Annotated in this window: 17 protein-coding genes; 9 read left to right on the plus strand and 8 right to left on the minus strand. The window is 69.8% G+C overall.

Annotated features, from left to right (window positions below; translation table 11 throughout):
- Positions 1 to 88 precede the first annotated feature (88 nt).
- From ACPCHZ_RS15035 to ACPCHZ_RS15055, 5 genes are all read left to right on the plus strand, one after another.
- A complete protein-coding gene (locus ACPCHZ_RS15035) occupies positions 89 to 994 on the plus strand; it encodes an ACP S-malonyltransferase (RefSeq protein WP_423485726.1) in 906 nt (301 codons plus the stop codon).
- Positions 995 to 1,089: 95 nt separating this feature from the next.
- Positions 1,090 to 1,389 carry a meromycolate extension acyl carrier protein AcpM gene (acpM, locus tag ACPCHZ_RS15040; protein ID WP_264010542.1) on the plus strand — a complete coding sequence of 100 codons (300 nt, stop codon included), beginning with the start codon at positions 1,090 to 1,092 and terminating at the stop codon, positions 1,387 to 1,389.
- Positions 1,386 to 2,636 (plus strand): 3-oxoacyl-ACP synthase KasA, encoded by a 1,251-nt coding sequence (kasA, locus tag ACPCHZ_RS15045; protein ID WP_423485473.1) that lies wholly within the window; start codon positions 1,386 to 1,388, stop codon positions 2,634 to 2,636. Before acpM ends, kasA begins: the two co-directional genes overlap by 4 nt.
- 38 nt (positions 2,637 to 2,674) lie before the next feature.
- Positions 2,675 to 3,928 (plus strand): 3-oxoacyl-ACP synthase KasB, encoded by a 1,254-nt coding sequence (kasB, locus tag ACPCHZ_RS15050; protein ID WP_423485474.1) that lies wholly within the window; start codon positions 2,675 to 2,677, stop codon positions 3,926 to 3,928.
- 56 nt (positions 3,929 to 3,984) lie between these two features.
- Positions 3,985 to 5,406 (plus strand): acyl-CoA carboxylase subunit beta, encoded by a 1,422-nt coding sequence (locus tag ACPCHZ_RS15055; RefSeq protein WP_364981339.1) that lies wholly within the window; start codon positions 3,985 to 3,987, stop codon positions 5,404 to 5,406.
- Between the two features lie 83 nt (positions 5,407 to 5,489).
- Here the strand turns inward: ACPCHZ_RS15055 and ACPCHZ_RS15060 are convergent, their stop codons facing one another.
- Both ACPCHZ_RS15060 and ACPCHZ_RS15065 read right to left on the minus strand, forming a co-directional pair.
- Positions 5,490 to 7,031 carry a glycerol-3-phosphate dehydrogenase/oxidase gene (locus tag ACPCHZ_RS15060; RefSeq protein WP_423485475.1) on the minus strand — a complete coding sequence of 514 codons (1,542 nt, stop codon included), beginning with the start codon at positions 7,029 to 7,031 and terminating at the stop codon, positions 5,490 to 5,492.
- Positions 7,028 to 7,609 (minus strand): TetR/AcrR family transcriptional regulator, encoded by a 582-nt coding sequence (locus ACPCHZ_RS15065; RefSeq protein ID WP_423485476.1) that lies wholly within the window; start codon positions 7,607 to 7,609, stop codon positions 7,028 to 7,030. The genes ACPCHZ_RS15060 and ACPCHZ_RS15065 overlap by 4 nt, the downstream gene beginning before the upstream one ends.
- A 41-nt stretch (positions 7,610 to 7,650) precedes the next feature.
- On the opposite strand from ACPCHZ_RS15065, the gene ACPCHZ_RS15070 reads away from it, so the two are divergent.
- Both ACPCHZ_RS15070 and ACPCHZ_RS15075 read left to right on the plus strand, forming a co-directional pair.
- Positions 7,651 to 9,231: an FAD-binding oxidoreductase gene (locus ACPCHZ_RS15070; protein WP_423485727.1), complete on the plus strand. Its 1,581-nt coding sequence runs from the start codon at positions 7,651 to 7,653 to the stop codon at positions 9,229 to 9,231.
- Positions 9,228 to 10,136 (plus strand): diacylglycerol kinase, encoded by a 909-nt coding sequence (locus ACPCHZ_RS15075; RefSeq protein WP_423485477.1) that lies wholly within the window; start codon positions 9,228 to 9,230, stop codon positions 10,134 to 10,136. The genes ACPCHZ_RS15070 and ACPCHZ_RS15075 overlap by 4 nt, the downstream gene beginning before the upstream one ends.
- Here ACPCHZ_RS15075 and ACPCHZ_RS15080 read toward each other — a convergent pair.
- From ACPCHZ_RS15080 to ACPCHZ_RS15100, 5 genes are all read right to left on the minus strand, one after another.
- Positions 10,133 to 10,645, minus strand: a complete 513-nt coding sequence (locus ACPCHZ_RS15080; protein WP_264010535.1) for a DUF3145 domain-containing protein — start codon at positions 10,643 to 10,645, stop codon at positions 10,133 to 10,135. The genes ACPCHZ_RS15075 and ACPCHZ_RS15080 overlap by 4 nt on opposite strands.
- A gap of 106 nt (positions 10,646 to 10,751) precedes the next feature.
- The gene (locus tag ACPCHZ_RS15085) at positions 10,752 to 11,576 is read right to left on the minus strand and encodes a serine hydrolase domain-containing protein (RefSeq protein WP_423485478.1); all 825 of its coding nucleotides are present in this window, start codon (positions 11,574 to 11,576) and stop codon (positions 10,752 to 10,754) included.
- Between the two features lie 10 nt (positions 11,577 to 11,586).
- Positions 11,587 to 12,552, minus strand: coding sequence for a homocysteine S-methyltransferase family protein (locus ACPCHZ_RS15090; RefSeq protein ID WP_423485479.1), 966 nt, complete (start codon positions 12,550 to 12,552; stop codon positions 11,587 to 11,589).
- 4 nt (positions 12,553 to 12,556) lie between these two features.
- Positions 12,557 to 13,633 carry a class I SAM-dependent methyltransferase gene (locus tag ACPCHZ_RS15095; protein WP_423485480.1) on the minus strand — a complete coding sequence of 359 codons (1,077 nt, stop codon included), beginning with the start codon at positions 13,631 to 13,633 and terminating at the stop codon, positions 12,557 to 12,559.
- Positions 13,634 to 13,697: 64 nt separating this feature from the next.
- Positions 13,698 to 14,108, minus strand: coding sequence for a VOC family protein (locus ACPCHZ_RS15100; protein WP_423485481.1), 411 nt, complete (start codon positions 14,106 to 14,108; stop codon positions 13,698 to 13,700).
- A 139-nt stretch (positions 14,109 to 14,247) separates the two neighbouring features.
- Between ACPCHZ_RS15100 and ACPCHZ_RS15105 the strand changes: the two genes are divergently transcribed.
- A complete protein-coding gene (locus tag ACPCHZ_RS15105) occupies positions 14,248 to 15,333 on the plus strand; it encodes an S-(hydroxymethyl)mycothiol dehydrogenase (RefSeq protein ID WP_423485482.1) in 1,086 nt (361 codons plus the stop codon).
- Complete coding sequence (locus ACPCHZ_RS15110) at positions 15,333 to 15,956, plus strand: MBL fold metallo-hydrolase (RefSeq protein WP_423485483.1); 624 nt, start codon at positions 15,333 to 15,335, stop codon at positions 15,954 to 15,956. The genes ACPCHZ_RS15105 and ACPCHZ_RS15110 overlap by 1 nt, the downstream gene beginning before the upstream one ends.
- Here the strand turns inward: ACPCHZ_RS15110 and ACPCHZ_RS15115 are convergent.
- Positions 15,953 to 16,690, minus strand: coding sequence for an SHOCT domain-containing protein (locus tag ACPCHZ_RS15115; RefSeq protein ID WP_423485484.1), 738 nt, complete (start codon positions 16,688 to 16,690; stop codon positions 15,953 to 15,955). The two genes, ACPCHZ_RS15110 and ACPCHZ_RS15115, sit on opposite strands and share 4 nt — an antisense overlap.
- Positions 16,691 to 16,694: the final 4 nt, after the last annotated feature.

The raw sequence follows: 16,694 nt of genomic DNA on the forward strand, positions 1-16,694 counted from the left end.
CACAAAAACATAAGACAAGGTTCATAATCTCTTACACGGCGCGAAGTCGTCTTCACAGTGTTCTCTTAGAGACGTGCCTCAAGGACCTATCGCGCTGCTCGCTCCCGGACAGGGCTCGCAGACCCCCGGGATGCTGACGCCGTGGCTGGAACTGCCCGGTGCCGGTGAGCGCATCGCCGCGTGGTCCGAGATCGCCGGCCTGGATCTGGCCCGGCTGGGCACCACCGCCACCGCCGAGGAGATCACCGACACCGCGGTGACGCAACCGCTGGTGGTCGCCGCCACGCTGCTCGCCTACGAGGAGTTGACCCGACGCGGGCTGCTCGCCGGCGCCGAGACGGTCGTCGCGGGCCATTCGGTCGGTGAGATCGCGGCCTATGCGATCGCCGGGGTCATCTCCGCCGACGACGCCGTCCGGCTGGCCGCCACCCGTGGCGCCGAGATGGCCAAGGCGTGCGCACTGGAGCCCACCGGCATGTCGGCGGTGCTCGGTGGCGACGAGGCCGTCGTGCTGGCCCGCCTCGAGGCACTCGACCTGATCCCCGCCAACCGCAACGCCGCAGGCCAGATCGTCGCCGCCGGTGCACGCTCGGCGCTGGACAAGCTCGCCGAGGATCCGCCGGAGAAGGCCCGTGTCCGGCCCCTGGCCACCGCGGGCGCCTTCCACACGCACTTCATGGCGCCCGCCACCGACGGCTACTCGGCCGCCGCTGACGCCGTCAGCCCCGCCGAGCCGACCACCCGGCTGCTGTCCAATGCCGACGGGCAGCCGGTAGTCTCGGCCGCCGATGCCATGGGCAAGCTGGTCGCACAGCTGACCCGGCCGGTGCGCTGGGACCTGTGCACCGCGACGATCCGCGAGCTCGCACCCGTCGCGATCATCGAGTTCCCGCCCGCCGGCGCGCTGGCCGGCATCGCAAAACGTGAGCTCAAGGGGGTACCGACGCGTGCCGTCAAAACTCCGGCCGATCTGGACGGGCTGAACGAGCTCTGACCGTCTGACCCGGCCAGCGCCGTCCGGGACAGACACCTGAAACGTCCAAACCAAAGAGAACGTCCACCAAGTAACAACAGATAGAAGGAGCCACAGTGGCTGCCAGCCAGACAGAAATCATCGCCGGTCTCGCCGAGATCATCGAAGAGGTCACCGGTATCGAGCCCTCCGAGGTCACCCCGGAGAAGAGCTTCGTCGACGACCTCGACATCGACTCGCTGTCGATGGTGGAGATCGCGGTGCAGACCGAGGACAAGTACGGCGTGAAGATCCCCGACGAGGACCTCGCGGGCCTGCGCACCGTCGGTGACGTCGTCGCCTACATCCAGAAGCTCGAGGAAGAAAACCCCGAAGCCGCCGCAGCGCTGCGCGAGAAGTTCTCGGCGGAATCGTGACCAGGCCTTCCACTGCTAACGGCGGTTTCCCGAACGTCGTCGTGACCGCAGTCGAGGCCACCACGTCGCTCGCGGCAGACGTCGAGAGCACGTGGAAGGGCCTGCTGGCCGGCGAGAGCGGCATCCGCATCCTCGAAGACGAGTTCGTCGACAAGTGGGACCTCCAGGTTCGCATCGGCGGTCACCTGGTCGACAACGTCGACGACCACATGACCCGGATCGACATGCGTCGCATGTCCTACGTGCAGCGCATGTCGAAGCTGCTGAGCCGTCGTCTGTGGGAGAACGCGGGCGTGCCCGAGGTCGACCCTGACCGGTTCGCGGTGATCATCGGCACCGGACTGGGTGGCGGCGAGAAGATCGTCGAGACCTACGACGCGATGAACGAGGGCGGGCCCCGCAAGGTGTCCCCGCTCGCCGTTCAGATGATCATGCCGAACGGCGCGGCGGCCGTCGCCGGCCTGGAGTTGGGCGCCCGCGCCGGGGTCATCACCCCGGTGTCGGCGTGCTCATCCGGGTCGGAGGCCATCGCCCACGGCTGGCGTCAGATCGTCATGGGAGATGCGGACTTCGCCGTCGTCGGCGGCGTCGAAGGCGGAATCGAGGCGCTGCCGATCGCGGCGTTCTCGATGATGCGCGCGATGTCGACGAACAACGACAACCCGGCGGGCGCCTCACGGCCGTTCGACAAGAACCGCGACGGCTTCGTCTTCGGTGAGGCCGGCGCGATGATGATCATCGAGACCGAGGAGCATGCCAAGGCCCGCGGCGCCAAGCCGTTGGCCAGGTTGATGGGTGCCGGCATCACGTCGGACGCGTACCACATGGTTGCGCCGGATCCGAACGGCCTTCGGGCCGGGCAGGCGATGAAGCGTGCGATGGAGACCGCGGGTCTGTCGCCCAAGGACATCGAGCACGTCAACGCACACGCCACCGCCACGCCGATCGGTGACACGGCCGAGGCAAGCGCCATCCGGGTCGCCGGTGTGGAGCACGCCGCGGTCTACGCGCCGAAGTCGGCGCTGGGCCACTCGATCGGTGCGGTGGGCGCCCTGGAGTCGATCCTCACGGTGCTCGCACTGCGCGACGGCGTCATCCCTCCCACACTGAACTACGAAACCCCCGACCCCGAGATCGATCTCGATGTCGTTGCAGGTGAGCCTCGTTATGGCGAATACAAGTACGCCATCAACAACTCGTTCGGGTTCGGTGGCCACAATGTGGCTCTGGCGTTCGGCCGCTACTGAGTAGCGCCTGCGCGTAGGAAGGGATCAACGGAGCAGTAATGGCAGGGTTAGCAACGGGTAACGGCTTCCCCAATGTGGTCGTCACCGGCATGGCGATGACGACCGCGCTGGCGACGGACGCCGAAACCACCTGGCAGCGACTGCTGGACGGACAGAGCGGTATCCGCAAGCTCGAGGATCCGTTCGTCGAGGAGTACGACCTGCCGGTCCGCATCGGCGGGCATCTACTGGAGGACTTCGACAGCGAGCTCACGCGTGTGGAGCTGCGCAGGTTGTCGTATCTGCAGAAGATGTCGACGGTGCTGAGCCGGCGGGTGTGGGAGAACGCAGGATCGCCCGAGGTGGATCCCAAGCGGCTGATGGTCTCCATCGGCACCGGCATGGGCTCTACCGAGGAGCTGTTGTTCGCCTACGACGGCATGCGGGCCAAGGGCCTTCGTGCGGTGTCCCCGTTGGCCGTGCAGATGTACATGCCGAATGCGGCCGCCGCGGCGGTCGGTCTGGAGCGCAAGGCCAGGGCCGGGGTGATCACCCCGGTCTCGGCCTGCGCCTCCGGATCGGAAGGCATCGCCCAGGCATGGCGCAACATCGTGCTCGGCGAGGCGGACGTCGCCATCTGCGGCGGCGTCGAGACCAAGATCGAGGCGGTGCCGATCGCCGGCTTCGCCCAGATGCGGATCGTGCTGTCGACCACCAACGACGATCCCGCGGGCGCCTGCCGCCCGTTCGACAAGGACCGCAACGGGTTCGTCTTCGGCGAGGGCGGCGCGCTGATGGTGATCGAGACCGAGGAGCACGCGAAGGCCCGGGGCGCCACCATCCTGGCGCGGATCATGGGTGCGAGTGTGACGTCGGACGGGTACCACATCGTGGCGCCCGACCCGAACGGTGAGCAGGCGGGGCACGCGATGACGCGGGCGATCCAGCTCGCCGGACTGAAGCCCACCGACATCGACCACGTCAACGCGCACGCCACCGGCACCAGCGTCGGCGACGTCGCCGAGGGCAAGGCCATCAACAACGCGATGGGCGGCCACAAGCCGGCGGTCTACGCGCCCAAGGCGGCGCTGGGGCACTCTGTCGGCGCCGTGGGGGCCGTCGAGTCGATCCTGACGGTGCTCGCGCTGCGCAACGGTGTCATCCCGCCGACCCTGAACCTGAAGAACCTGGATCCGGACATCGACCTCGACGTCGTCGCCGGCTCCCCACGACCAGGCAATTTCCACTACGCGATCAACAATTCGTTCGGATTCGGCGGGCACAACGTCGCGGTCGCCTTCGGAAAGTACTGACACAAAACGACCTTCCGGAGGCGAAAGCCGACATCGGAACGGGCACAGGAGGAAACATGACGATCATGGCACCGGAGACTGTCGGCGAATCACTCGACCCGCGCGACCCGCTGCTGCGTCTGAGCTCGTTCTTCGATGACGGCACGGTCGAACTGCTGCACGAGCGGGACCGCTCGGGTGTGCTGGCCGCCGGCGGCAGCGTGAACGGCGTGCGCACCATCGCGTTCTGCACCGACGGCACCGTCATGGGCGGCGCGATGGGCGTGGAGGGCTGCAGGCACATCGTCAACGCCTACGACACCGCGATCGAGGAGCAGAGCCCGATCGTCGGCATCTGGCACTCGGGCGGTGCGCGACTGGCCGAGGGCGTCAAGGCGCTGCACGCCGTCGGGCTGGTCTTCGAGGCCATGATCCGGGCGTCGGGGTACGTCCCGCAGATCTCGGTGGTCGTCGGATTCGCGGCCGGTGGCGCCGCATACGGTCCCGCGCTGACCGACGTGATCGTGATGGCGCCCGACAGCAAGGTCTTCGTCACCGGGCCCGACGTGGTGCGCAGCGTGACCGGTGAGGACGTCGACATGGTGTCCCTCGGTGGTCCCGAGGCCCACCACAAGAAGTCCGGCGTGTGCCACATCGTCGCGGACGACGAACTCGACGCCTACGAACGCGGCCGCCGGCTGGTCGGATTGTTCTGCCAGCAGGGGCATTTCGACCGCAGCAAGGCCGAGGCCGGCGACACCGACCTGACCGCGCTGCTCCCCGATTCCGCGCGCCGCGCCTACGACGTGCACCCGCTGGTGAACGCACTGCTCGACGAGGGCACCCCGTTCGAGGAGTTCCAGGGCAAGTGGGCGCCGTCGATGGTGGTGGGCCTCGGCCGGCTGGCCGGGCGCACCGTCGGCGTGCTGGCCAACAACCCGCTGCGCCTCGGCGGCTGCCTGAACTCCGAGAGTGCCGAGAAGGCAGCGCGGTTCGTGCGGCTGTGCGACGCGTTCGGTGTCCCGATCGTGGTCGTCGTCGACGTGCCCGGCTACCTGCCGGGCGTCGACCAGGAGTGGGGTGGCGTGGTCCGCCGCGGCGCCAAGCTGCTGCACGCCTTCGGCGAGGCCTCCGTTCCCCGGGTCACCCTGGTCACCCGCAAGATCTACGGCGGCGCGTACATCGCGATGAACTCCCGCTCGCTGGGCGCCACCAAGGTGTTCGCGTGGCCCGACGCCGAGGTCGCCGTGATGGGCGCCAAGGCCGCGGTCGGCATCCTGCACAAGAAGAAGCTGGCCGCCGCCGCTCCCGAGGACCGCGAGGCGCTGCACGAGGAGCTGGCCGCCGAGCACGAGCGGATCGCCGGTGGCGTCGACTCCGCCATCGAGATCGGCGTGGTCGACGAGAAGATCGACCCGTCGCACACCCGCAGCAAGGTGACCCAGGCGCTGGCCGAGGCGCCTGCGCGCCGTGGCCGGCACAAGAACATCCCGCTGTAAGGCTTCAACTCCGGCCGAGTGGCCACTTGTGACGCGCGTTCACTTCGAATCCGTGCCATGAGTGGCCATTCGCCGTTTTCCGCTCAGCGGCGCAGTGCGATGAACTCCTCCGCGGCCGACATCGCCCGTGCCCGATCGGCCTCGACCAGGCCGATCCGGGTGCGCCGGTCCAGGATGTCGTCGACGGTCAGTGCTCCCTCGTGGGTCACCGCATACTCGAATTCCGCTCGAGTGACGTCGATTCCGTCGGCGACCGGATCGGTGGGCCGGTCACAGGCGGCGCGGGCGACGACGTTGGGCGCCTCGGCGCCGTAGCGCGCGACGAGCGAGGACGGCAGCTCGACCGGCGAGCGCAGTGTCGCCACCGGATTCGACGGCGCCCCGACCAGCGGCAGATTGCGGGTGCGGCAGGGCGTCGCAGCCAGCCCGCGCAGCGCCACGGCGCGATCGAGCACGTCCTCGGCCATGTACCGGTACTCGGTGAGCTTTCCTCCGACGACACTGAGCACGCCGTCGCCGGATTCGACGACCGCGTGTTCGCGGGAGAGGTCCGCGGTGTCGCCGTCGCCCCTGTCGATCAGTGGCCGCAGCCCGGCGTAGGCACCGACGACGTCGCGATGCCCGAGCGTCACGTCGAGTGCGGTGTTCACGGTGTCCAGCAAAAAATCGATCTCCTGCGTGGTGGGCTGCGGGACGTCGGGCACCGGACCGGGCGCGTCCTCGTCGGTGAGTCCGAGATAGACTCGGCCCAGCTGTTCGGGCATCGCGAACACGAACCGGTTCAGTTCCCCGGGGATCGGGATGGTCAGCGCCGCAGTGGGATTGCCGAGGGCGGCGGCGTCGAACACCAGGTGGGTGCCGCGACTGGGCCGCAGCCGGATCGACGTGTCGATATCGCCCGCCCAGACGCCCGCGGCGTTGATCACCACACGGGCGTCCACTGTGGTGGACTCCCCCGTCAGCTGGTCGGTGAGTGTCACCGACGTCCCGGTGGCCCGCGAGGCCGCCACCCTGGTCAGGATCCGTGCGCCGTGCTGGGCGGCGGTGCGGGCGACCGCGGTGACGAGCCGCGCGTCGTCGACGAGCTGGCCGTCGTAGGCGAGGAACCCGCCGTCCAGGCCGGCGCGGCGGACCGTCGGCGCCAACGCGACGGCGCGGGCGGGATCGACGCGGCGTGACCGCGGCAGCGTCGAGGCAGGCGTGCCCGCCAGCCTGCGCAACCCGTCGCCGGCCAGGAATCCGGTCCGCACCAGCGCCCGGGACGCCCGGTTCATCGACGGCAGCAGCGGCACCAGCTGCGGCATCGCGGTCACGAGATGAGGTGCGTTGCGCGACATCAGGATTCCGCGCTCGACGGCACTGCGCCGGGCGATGCCCACATGGCCCGACGCGAGGTAGCGCAGCCCGCCGTGCACCAGCTTTGAGCTCCACCGGCTGGTGCCGAACGCCAGGTCGCGCTTCTCGACGAGCACCACGGACAGTCCGCGGGTGACCGCGTCGAGCGCGATTCCCGCACCGGTGATCCCGCCACCGATGACGACGACGTCGACTGCTTCGCCGTCACCCAGCGCGGTGAGTTCGGCCGTGCGGCGGACGGCGTTCAGTGCGGTCGTGGTGCCGGTCATGGCGCGAGGTATCCGTTCAGCGAGTGTTCGAGTTCGGTTGCCAGCGCGGCGGTGTCGAGGATTGGCGCGATGGTCTGGGCCGAGAGGATGGTCGACTGGGTGATCAGCAGGCACATCGCCGCGAGCTGACGCGCGTCGCCCGCCCGGACGCTGCCCTCGTCCTGGGCCGCCTTCAATTCCCCGGTGACGGTGTCGAGCAGGATCTGCTGACTCGTTCCGAGGCGCTCCGAGAGGTACAGCATCGCGAGGTCCGGGGCCTCGTGCAGGACCGCCATGATGACGTCGTCGCGGCGGAGCCGCCCGGCCACTGCGACGATGCGCTCGACCACCCACCTGCGGCCGACGCCGCCGCTGGGCGCGTCGTCGAGGGCGTGGGTGATCCGCTGCGTCAGCACCGCCGCGAGGATCGACCGGGTGTCGGGGAAGCGCCGGTACACGGTCGGCCGGCTCACGCCGGCGCGCCGGGCGATCTCGGCCAGCGTCACCCTGGCCACACCGAACGCGAGCACGCATCCGGCCGCCGCGTCGAGGATGCGCGCCTCGACCGACTCCTCCATGACTTTACTGCTTGACAGCATGTGTAACACTGTAACGCATGAGTCGAGCCGATGCACCGCCGATGAAGTGGAATGCCTGGGGCGACCCGGACGCGGCGAAGCCGCTGTCGGACGGGATTCGCCGGCTGCTCGAGCAGGCGCTCGGGGTGGACGCCCAGCCGCGGCCCGAGCTGGACATCAACGAGGTGCGGCTGCGTCCGTCGACGCTGCCGGCGGGCGAGCGTGATGCGTTGTGCGCCATCGTCGGCGACCCCCACGTCATCACCGACGACCGGGGCCGGCTGCTGCGCGCGGGCGGCAAGTCGACGCTGGACCTGCTCCGCCGGCGGGACCACGGCGAGCAGGATGCCCCCGACGCGGTGGTGCTGCCCGGCGACGAGACCGAGGTGGCCGACGTGCTGGCGCACTGCGCCCGGCAGCGCATCGCGGTGGTGCCGTTCGGCGGCGGCACGAGTGTCGTGGGCGGCGTCGACCCGGTCCGCGCCGACTTCACCGCCGTCGTGTCCCTGGACCTACGCCGGCTCGACGAGCTGCACCACCTCGATCCGATCTCCGGCGAGGCCGAACTCGGCGCGGGCGTCACCGGCCCGCAGGCCGAGACATTGCTTGCGGCTCAGGGCTTCTCACTCGGTCACTTCCCGCAGAGCTTCCAATTCGCCACCATCGGCGGCTTCGCGGCCACCCGCTCGTCGGGCCAGGGCTCGGCCGGCTACGGCCGGTTCGACGACATGGTGCGCGGCGTGCGCGCGGTCACCCCGGCCGGTGTGCTCGACCTGGGCCGCGCGCCGGCATCGGCGGCCGGACCTGACCTCCGCCAGCTCCTGGTCGGCTCCGAGGGGGTGTTCGGCGTGATCACCCGGGTGCGCGTGCGCGTGCACCCGGTGCCCGAGGCGACCCGCTACGAGGCCTGGTCCTTCCCCGACTTCACCACCGGCGCAGCGGCATTGCGCGCCGTCGTGCAGACCGGCGCCGGGCCCACCGTGCTGCGGCTGTCCGACGAGGCCGAGACGGGCGTCAATCTGGCGACGTCGGAGAGCATCGGCGAGCAGTCGATCACCGGCGGGTGCCTGGCGATCACCACGTTCGAGGGCACCGCAGCCCACGCGCAGAGCCGCCACGACGAGACGCGGGCGGTGCTCGAGGCGCACGGCGGGACGTCGCTGGGCGAGGAGCCCGCCCGGGCGTGGGAGCACGGGCGGTTCAATGCGCCGTACCTGCGTGACGCGCTGCTCTCGGCCGGGGCGCTGTGCGAGACGCTGGAGACTGCGACGAACTGGTCGAATGTGCCGGCACTCAAGGACGCGGTGACGCAGGCACTGACGGCTGCGTTGGCCGATTCCGGTACGCCGGCGCTGGTGCTGTGCCACATTTCGCACGTGTATCCGACCGGCGCATCGCTGTACTTCACCGTGGTGGCCGGACAGCGCGGAAACCCGATCGAACAGTGGCGCACGGCCAAGGCGGCGGCGTCGGAGGCGATGGTCCGCACCGGTGGCACCATCACCCATCACCACGCCGTCGGCGCCGACCACCGGCCGTGGATGGCCGACGAGATCGGCGACCTCGGTGTCGCGGTGCTGCGCGCCGTCAAGGCCACCCTCGACCCCACCGGAATCCTGAACCCGGGCAAGCTGATTCCGTGACAGGGCAGCTCGGCCGCATCACGCTGCTGACCAACCCGCTGTCGGGCCACGGTAACGCGCCCCATGCCGCGCAGCGGGCCGTCGCGCGCTTCCAGCAGCGCGGGGTCGACGTGTGCGAGATCGTCGGCACCGACGCCGCACATGCCCGCCGACTCGTCGACGAGGCCCTCGCCGCGGGGACCGACGCGCTGGTGGTGGCCGGCGGCGACGGGGTGATCTCGCTGGCGCTGCAGGCGCTCGCGCTCGGCGACGTGCCGCTGGGCATCGTGCCCGCGGGCACCGGCAACGACCACGCCCGCGCCTTCGGCGTGCCCACCGGAAACCCCGAGGCCGCGGCGGACATCGTCGTCGACGGCCGTACCCAGACCATCGACCTCGGCCGGATCGAGGACGCCGGCGGCGCCGTCACGTGGTTCGGCACCGTGATGGCCGCCGGCTTCGACTCACTGGTCAGTGACCGCACCAACCGCATGCGCTGGCCGCACGGCCGGATGCGCTACAACGTCGCGATGGTGGCCGAACTGTCCCGGCTGCGGCTGCTGCCGTTCCGCCTGACCTTCGACGACGGCGAGGAGACGGTCACCGACCTGACGCTCGCCGCGTTCGGCAACACCCGAAGTTACGGCGGCGGCATGCTGATCTGTCCGGACGCCGATCACACCGACGGCCTGCTCGACGTCACGATGGTGCACTCGGCGTCACGCAGCAGGCTGATCCGGCTGTTCCCCACGGTCTTCAAGGGCACCCATGTCGGCCTCGACGAGGTGACCACGGCACGTGCGCAACGGGTGCACGTCGACTCGCCGGGGATAAACGCCTACGCCGACGGCGACTACGCGTGCGCACTGCCGGTCACCGTGTCAGCGGTGCCGCGGGCGCTGCGCGTACTGCGGACCGGCGGTTAGCCGACTCCCCGGCTCAGCCAGCTGACCTCGGCGCCTGCGCCGCCGTCCCGGTAGGGTTCCAGCGCCTCGTCCCAGGCGGTGCCGAGCACGGAGTCCAGTTCGGCGGCCAGCATGTCGGCGCCCGACGCCATCAGCGTCCGCAACCGCATCTCGCCGACCATCACGTCGCCGTTGGCGCTCATCGCCCCGCTCCACAGCCCCAGCTGCGGGGTGTGGCACCAGCGGTGACCGTCGACGCCGGGGCTCGGATCCTCGGTGACCTCGAAGCGCAGCACCGACCAGGAGCGCAGAGCGTTGGCCAACTGGCCGCCGGTGCCCACCGGTCCGACCCAGTTGGTGACCGCGCGCAGCTGTCCGGGCATGGCCGGCTGTGGCGTCCACTTCAGATTCGCCCTCGCCTGGAGGGTCGACGACAACGCCCACTCGACATGCGGGCATACCGCCGCGGGAGAGGCATGGACGTACACCACGCCAGTCGACGCGTCGGCGAACTGGTTCAACGCACGCATAGCTGCTCCTTCGGCTCCACGAGGGACGTCTTCCCCAACGACCTGGTGATTCCGAGTTGTAGCTGTGTCGTGCGTGTCTATTGTGCCTCGTGAGGCACCTGTTGCGCTAGTCTGCGCCGAATTCTCTCAGGACACCGTCAGAGATCGCCGGCCACGGCTCGTACGCCCAGTCGCCGAAATCCCGGTCACCCAGCACAACCAGGGCAAGGTCGGCGTCCGGGTCGACCCATAGAAACGTGCCGGTCTGGCCGAAATGCCCGTACGTCGACCCGCTGTTCGCCGAGCCCGTCCAGTGCGGCGACTTGCCGTCGCGGATCTCGAAGCCCAGCCCCCAGTCGTTGGGACGCTGCCGACCGTAGCCGGGCAACACGCCGTCGAGCCCGGGGAACTGCACGGTGACGGCCTCCTCGTGCATGTGCGCCGACACCGTGGCGGGCCGCAGCAGGTCTTGTGCGAAGGCCACCAGATCGGACACCGTCGACGTCACGCCGTAGCCCGCGGCCTCCGCGCCGCCCTCGAGCGACGAGTCGGACATGCCGAGCGGCTCGAACACCGCCTCGGACAGATAGCGCGTGAAATCGATCTCGGTGGCCGACTCGAGCGTCTGCGCCAGCACCGCGAACCCGTGGTTCGAGTAGATCCGCCGCGCTCCGGGCTCGGCCATCACCTCGTCGGACCGCATGTTGTAGCCGGCGGTGTGCGCCAGCAGGTGGCGCACCGTCGACCCCGGTGGTCCGGCGGGCGTGTCCAGCTCGACGGCGCCCTCTTCGACGGCGATGTGGGCGGCCCGCGCGACGAGCAGTTTCGTCACCGATGCCAGCGCGAACCGGCGCTGCTGGTCGCCGTGGGAGGCCAGCGGACCCGCGGGCCCGACGACCGCCGCGGCGACGTTGTCGACCGGCCAGTCGGCGATCGCATCGAGTGCTGCCACGTACTGCAGCCTAAGTGGTGCTCCACGCGGTACAGATCGCCGACACGTGGCGGGCGTCCGTGCCGCAGCACCCGCCGAGCACGGCCACTGCGGGCAACCGGTCGCGCAGCAACAGGTGCTGGGCTGCGAGGTCGGCGGGATCACCGTCGTCGAGTTCGGTGGCCTCGTCCAGCTCGGCGTGACTCTTGGTGGATGCGTTCGCCCGCAGACCGAGCAGTCGGCCCCACGGGCCGTCCTGCTGCAGCGCGCCGGCGAAATGGGTGGGGTGTGCGCAGTTCACCATGAAGTAGGCGGCCCCGGCGGCGGTCGCCGCGTCCACCTGTTCGATCGCCTCGGCCAGCGGCTGGCCGGTCGGAAGCCGCCCGTCGGTCTCGACGGTGAACGAGATCGCCGCGGGGATGCCTGCCGCCGCCGCGGCGCGCACGATGCCGATCGCCTCTTCGGCGTTGGTCATCGTGATTGCGGTCACCTGATCGGCCGAGGTGTCGGCGAACGTCCCGATCTGCACCGCGTGGTAGCGCTCGGCGTCCTCGGGCGTCATGGCGGTCCCCGGGTCATAGCCGTCGCCGCGCGGGCCCACACATCCACTGACCACCACGGTGATGCCTTCCGCGGCGGCCGCTGTCCTGATCTCCTCCGCCAGCGCGACGGCCGAGCGGTTGCCCGCGTCGAGTTGCTCGGGTGAATAGCCCAGCAGCGAGGCCCAGTCCGGGTTCGCGCGCCAGGTGGGCGTCTCCATCACGAACCCGGCGCCCAGTCGGCGGGCGATGTCGACATAGCCGTCGTAGTACCGCCGGAGCCGGGCCCGCTGCTCGGGGACGTCGAGCAGCGGGAACGCGGCGAAGCTCGGCAGATCCATCCCGTCGTGGAAGACCAGCTCCGTCTCCAGACCGCCGTCGGTGACGAACAATCCGGTGCCCCTGAGCTGCGGGAGCGGCTGCCTGGTGCCTGACGGCTGCGTATCGATGGTCGTCATCAGGTCATCTCCAGGCGATGTAGTAGTTGTTCAGCACGTCCGACTCGATCTCCCTGACCTCGACGTCGTCGAAGCCGGCATCCGCGAGCATCGACGTGGCCAGCTGATGACCCCAGCAGGTGCCGAGGCCCGCGCCGTCGAGTCCCAGCGACACGCTCATGCAGTGCATCGTCGACACGGTGTACAGGTAGATCGCCAACGGCGCGCCGACGTTCTCCTCGAGCCGGCTCGACGCCTTGATGTCGACCATCAGCAGCACCCCGCCGGGCCGCAGCGCACGGTGGATGTTCTCCAGCACCCGCGACGGCCGGGCCTGGTCGTGGATCGCGTCGAAAACGGTGATCAGGTCGAAGGTCTGAGCCATGTCGAGCTCGGCCACGTCCGCGGCGACGAACTGGGCGTTCGTCAGTCCGGACCGGGTCGCCTCGGCCCGGCCGACGCCGAGGCCCTCGTCGGAGAAGTCGATGCCGGTGAACCGGCTGGCGGGGAACGCGTTGGCCATCACGGTGATCGCATGCCCGCTGCCGCAACCGATGTCGGCGACGTCGATGCCTGCGGCGAGCCGCTCGGGCAGCCCGGTCACCAAGGGCAGCACCGAATCGACCAGCGCGGCGTCGAACACCTCGCCGCTCTGCTCGGCCATCAGCGTGTGGAAGCGCGGGTAGTCGCCGTACGACAGGCCACCACCGGTGCGGAAGCAGCCGAGGATCTTCTGCTCGACCTCGCCGAGCAGCGGGATGAACTGCGCCACCCGCGAGAGGTTGTCCGGTCCGGCGGCGCGGGTGAGCACCGCGGCGCGTTCCTCCGGAAGCGAATACGTGCCTGCTGCGGCGTCGAAGTCCACGACGCGGCCGGTGACCACGCCGCCCAGCCATTCGCGGACGTACCTCTCGTCGAGCCCGGCGGCATCGGCGATCTGCGCACTGGTCGCCGACGGCAGACCGGCCATCGTGTCGAACAATCGGGTCTGGTGTCCGATGCTCAACAGAAGTGCCAGGCTGGCCGCGTCGATCGCACCCGCCATGCGCGCGGCGAAGTCCTCGGTGGCCTCGGTGGGTTTCTCGTGGTCGACAGTGGTCATGGGTCTCCTCCGCGCGATCCGTTGGTGGGTCTTCTCAGGACGACGGCCGAAGCCGCCGCCGGGTTCACTTCGCCGGCTGGCCGGGCGGCGCGAAGAACTCGAGCGCGATGCCGTCGGGATCCCGGAAGCTCACGCCGGATCCGTAAGCGGCGTCGACGATTCCGCCGTGCGCCACACCCGCCGCGTCCAGCCGGCGGACCCACTCCTCCAGGTCGCCGCGGCCTGCGCAGCCGAACCCCACGTGGTCGAGTCCGATCCGGTACTCGGTGAACGGTTCCTCGGGCGCCGGCCGGGTGTGCTGGTGCAGTCCCAGCAACATGCCGCCGCCGATCGGGAACACCACGTGGCGGAAGCCGCCGTCGGTGTCCTCGTCGAGGACCGGTTCGGCGCCGATCAGCGCCCGGTACCAGGGCACGCTGACCGACAGGTCACGCACGGTCAGGGCGACGTGGGCCAGTGGGGCGAAGTCCGTCATGAGATCTCCTCTCGGCGCCAGGATGAACGGTAGCCCTGACGATCACCGTTGAGGCCGCATCGGACACTTCTGTGGAAACGTCCCGCTCGAGGCCGATCGAGCCTGCGGGCGGAACCAAGCAGTTGTTAGGTTGTATGCCATGAGCCAGACGGTGCGCGGTGTGGTGTCCCGACGGAAGGGTGAGCCGGTCGAGGTGGTGGACATCGTGGTCCCCGACCCGGGTCCCGGCGAGGTGGTGGTCGACATCGTGGCCTGCGGCGTCTGCCACACCGACCTGACCTATCGCGAGGGTGGCATCAACGACGAATACCCGTTCCTGCTCGGCCACGAGGCCTCGGGCACGGTGGAGGCGGTCGGCGAGGGCGTCACCAACGTCGTGCCCGGTGACTTCGTCATCCTGAACTGGCGCGCGGTGTGCGGTCAGTGCCGCGCCTGCAAGCGGGGCCGGCCGCACCTGTGCTTCGACACCCACAACGCCGCCCAGAAGATGACGCTCACCGACGGCACCGAACTCACCCCGGCGCTGGGCATCGGCGCGTTCGCCGACAAGACCCTGGTGCACGAAGGTCAGTGCACCAAGGTCGATCCCGACGCTGACCCCGCCGTCGCGGGACTGCTGGGCTGCGGCGTGATGGCAGGCATCGGGGCGGCGATCAACACCGGCGCCGTCAACCGGGACGACACCGTCGCCGTGATCGGATGCGGCGGCGTGGGCGACGCGGCGATCGCCGGCGCGGCCCTGGTGGGCGCCAAGCGGATCATCGCCGTCGACACCGATGACAAGAAACTGCACTGGGCGCGCGAGTTCGGCGCCACCCACACCATCAACGCCCGCGACCTCGACGTCGTCGAGACGATCCAGGACCTCACCGGTGGCTTCGGCGCCGACGTCGTCATCGACGCGGTCGGCCGGCCGGAGACCTGGAAGCAGGCCTTCTACGCCCGCGACCTCGCCGGCACGGTGGTGCTGGTCGGTGTGCCGACACCCGACATGACCCTGGAGATGCCGCTGGTCGACTTCTTCTCCCGCGGTGGGTCCTTGAAGTCCTCCTGGTACGGCGACTGCCTGCCCGAGCGGGACTTCCCCACCCTGATCAGCCTCTACCTGCAGGGCCGGTTACCGCTGGAGAAGTTCGTGTCCGAACGCATCGGCCTGGACGGCATCGAGGACGCCTTCCACAAGATGCACGCCGGCGAGGTCCTGCGTTCGGTGGTGATGCTCTGATGGGCAACATCGAGCGGATCGTCACCAGCGGAAAATTCGAACTCGACGGCGGCAGCTGGGATGTCGACAACAACATCTGGGTGGTCGGCGACGACTCCGACGTGGTGGTGTTCGACGCGGCACACGACGCAGCGCCGATCGTGATGGCCGTCGGCGGCCGCAACGTGGTCGCCGTGGTCTGCACCCACGGCCACAACGACCACATCACCGTCGCCCCCGAGCTCGGCGAGGCGCTCGACGCACCGGTGCTGCTGCACCCGGCGGACGACATGCTGTGGCGGATGACGCACCCGGACAGAGAGTTCCGCACCGTCTCCGACGGCGACACGCTGCGCGCGGGCGGCGTGGAGCTGCAGGCGCTGCACACCCCGGGGCACTCCCCCGGCTCGGTGTGCTGGTACGCGCCCGAACTCGGCGCGGTGTTCTCCGGCGACACGCTGTTCCAGGGCGGTCCCGGGGCGACGGGCCGGTCGTTCTCCGACTTCCCGACCATCCTGGCGTCCATCTCCGGCCGGCTCGGCGACCTGCCCGCCGACACCGTGGTCTACACCGGGCACGGCGACACCACCACCGTGGGCGACGAGATCGTGAACTACGACGAGTGGGTCGCCCGCGGGCACTAGCCGTCGAGGATGCGGCGCTTCTCCGCCTCGAACTCGGCCTGAGTGAGAGCACCCGAATCTCGCAGCGCCGCAAGCGTGTTGAGCTGTTCCAGCCGGATGCCCTGGTCAGTCGGGGAGTAGCCGTGAGCCGCCGTCGACCCGTCGGTGTCCGACGCCGTCGCGCCGAAGTCGTACAACGGCGTGACCGGCCTGGCCCGCTTGCCCGCCCGGACTGACCACAGTATCCCCGCCGTCAGTTCGACGAGACTCATCACGAACAGCCCGGCGAACACCCACGGCAGCCAGTCGTACCCGCCGCCGTGACCGAAGGACAACTGCGGGTTGATGTAACCGTTCACCTCACCGTCGGTCTCGATGTCGTACGCGCCGTCGGCAGGGATCTGCACCGCCCAGACGCGCACCCGGGTGTCGCCGTTGACGGTGGTGACGCCTGCTGCGGTCTCGGTGATGTCCGGCTCGGCGACGCCTTCGGGCGGATCGATCCGCAGCCGCAGCGGCGGCACCTCGAACCCGCCCTCGGTTCCGCCGGTGAAGGTGTGGAAGCTGACCGTCACCTCACCCGCAGGCAGATCGATGCTGCCCCGGCCGGGAACCGGCACCTCGCCGTAGGCGTCGAAATCGTCGAACACGAAGACGTTCATCAGGATCGTCGCGACGAACCCGATGATCGCCGAGACCATCGTCACCGCTGCGACGCCGATCACCACGCGGGCACCCAGCCGACCGTTGCGCATGGGC

This window comes from Mycobacterium sp. NPDC050041 (assembly GCF_049541695.1).
Lineage (GTDB): Bacteria > Actinomycetota > Actinomycetes > Mycobacteriales > Mycobacteriaceae > Mycobacterium.